Here is a 2,228-nt window from a genome sequence, read left to right as displayed (position 1 = left end):
CACCAGGCCCGCCGGCCCACCGGGCGCGAGCGCGGACCGGACGCCGTCGTCGAGTCGATCCTCGACTTCGCCGCCGAGCTGCGCGCGTACGGGGAGCGCCGCTTCGGCGAGCCCGCGGCGGCCGCCGGGGTCGCCGTCCCCGGCATCGTCGACGCCGAACACGGCACCGCGGTGTACGCGGCCAACCTCGGCTGGCGCGACGTACCCCTGCGCGCGCTGCTCAGCGAGCGGCTGGGCGGCATCCCGGTCGCGCTCGGCCACGACGTACGCACCGGCGGGCTCGCCGAGGGGCGGATCGGCGCGGGTCTGGGCGCGGACCGTTTCCTGTTCGTGCCGCTGGGCACGGGGATCGCGGGGGCGATCGGGATCGGTGGCACGGTGGAGGCGGGCGCGCACGGCTTCGCGGGCGAGATCGGCCATATCGTCGTACGGCCCGGTGGTACGCCGTGTCCGTGCCGGCAGCGCGGCTGTCTGGAGCGGTACGCGTCCGCGGCCGCCGTCAGTGAGGCCTGGGCCGCGGCGTCCGGTGATCCCGAGGCGGACGCGGCGGACTGCGCCAAGGCCGTCGAGTCCGGCGACCCGCGCGCGCGGGAGGTCTGGCAGATCGCGGTGGACGCTCTCGCCGACGGGCTGGTCACCGCGCTCACCCTGCTGGACCCGCGCACCCTGATCATCGGTGGCGGGCTCGCCGAGGCCGGGGAGACGCTGTTCACACCGCTACGGGACGCCGTGCGGCGGCGCGTCACCTTCCAGAAGCTGCCGTCCATCGTTCCGGCGGCCCTCGGGGACACCGCCGGGTGCCTGGGCGCGGGGCTCCTGGCCTGGGACCTCCTGACCGCCTCGTCCGCGCCTTCCACGACCGCTGCTTCAACTCCTACAGCCCCTACGACTCCGGAGGTAACCACCTGATGGCCGCTCAGCAGAACCGGCGGAGCCCGGTGTTGTCCGGTGCCCCGGAGGGCCCTCGCTCCTCGGGCGGCTCGTCCCGCGGCGCGCCGTGCACGGTGCTCTCCGGCGCCCGGGTGGTGCTGCCCACCGGGATCGTGGACGGCGGCCGGGTGATCGTCGAGGGCACGCGGATCGCGGAGGACGCCGCCGGGGCCGCCGAGAGCGCCGAGGTGTTCGACCTCACCGGGCACTGGCTGGTCCCCGGCTTCGTGGACGTGCACAACCACGGTGGCGGCGGCGCGTCCTTCACCTCCGGGACGGCCGAGGAGATCCTCCGGGGCATCCACACCCACCGCCTGCACGGCACGACCACGCTCGTCGCCTCGACGGTCACCGTGGACATGGGCTTCCTCGCCGAACGCGCGGGGCTGCTGTCCGAGCTGGCCGAGCAGGGGGAGATCGCGGGCATTCACTTCGAGGGGCCGTTCATCTCGCCGTGCCGGAAGGGGGCGCACTCCGAGGAGTTGCTGCGGGACCCGGATCCGGCCGAGGTTCGCAAGCTGATCGACGCGGCGCGGGGGCAGGCCAGGATGGTCACGCTCGCGACGGAGCTCCCGGGCGGTATCGACTCGGTACAGCTTCTCGTGGAGCACGGTGTGATCGCGGCGGTCGGGCACACGGACGCGTCGTACGAGCAGACGGTGGAGGCGATCGACGCGGGTGCGACCGTGGCGACCCATCTGTTCAACGCGATGCCCGTGCTCGGGCACCGGGCGCCCGGGCCGGTCGCGGCCCTGCTGGAGGACGAGCGGGTCACCGTCGAGCTGATCAACGACGGTATCCATCTCCATCCGGCCTCCCTGGAGCTGGCGTTCCGCCATGCGGGCGGTGACCGGGTCGCGTTCATCACGGACGCGATGGACGCGGCCGGGTTCGGCGACGGCCGCTACCAGCTCGGGCCGCTGGAGGTCGAGGTCAGCGAGGGCGTGGCACGGCTGGTGGAGGGCGGCTCGATCGCGGGCTCGACGCTCACGATGGACCGTGCCTTTCAGCGTGCGGTCACCGTGGACCGGCTGCCGGTGGAGGAGGTGGTCGCGGCGATCTCCGCCAACCCGGCGAAGCTGCTGGGCATCTACGACCGGGTTGGCTCTCTGGAGCCGGGCAAGGACGCGGATCTGGTGGTCCTGGATGCGGAGTTCGCTCTGCGGGGCGTGATGCGGCGGGGCGAGTGGCTACGGGTCCCGTCAACGGGCTGAGCCCCGGGATCCTCGCCCCCGCCGCCCTTACCCGCTCCTCCCCCAGCTCTCGGCTTCGCTCGAGCAGGGGCCCCACCCAGGGGC

At 74.0% G+C, this 2,228-nt stretch carries 2 protein-coding genes; both read left to right on the top strand.

Annotation, left to right across the window (positions count from 1 at the left end; translation table 11 throughout):
• A partial coding sequence (locus tag FNH04_RS45165) for an ROK family protein (RefSeq protein WP_152792024.1) occupies positions 1-909 on the top strand: 909 nt, incomplete at its 5' end.
• A gap of 95 nt (positions 910-1,004) precedes the next feature.
• Entirely contained in the window at positions 1,005-2,144 is a 1,140-nt protein-coding gene (gene nagA, locus FNH04_RS45160) for an N-acetylglucosamine-6-phosphate deacetylase (protein ID WP_322725699.1), read from the top strand.
• Positions 2,145-2,228 lie beyond the last annotated feature (84 nt).

The sequence above is a fragment of the Streptomyces phyllanthi genome (assembly GCF_009377205.1).
Lineage (GTDB): Bacteria > Actinomycetota > Actinomycetes > Streptomycetales > Streptomycetaceae > Streptomyces > Streptomyces phyllanthi.
This window is presented reverse-complemented; position numbering and strand designations above follow the sequence as displayed.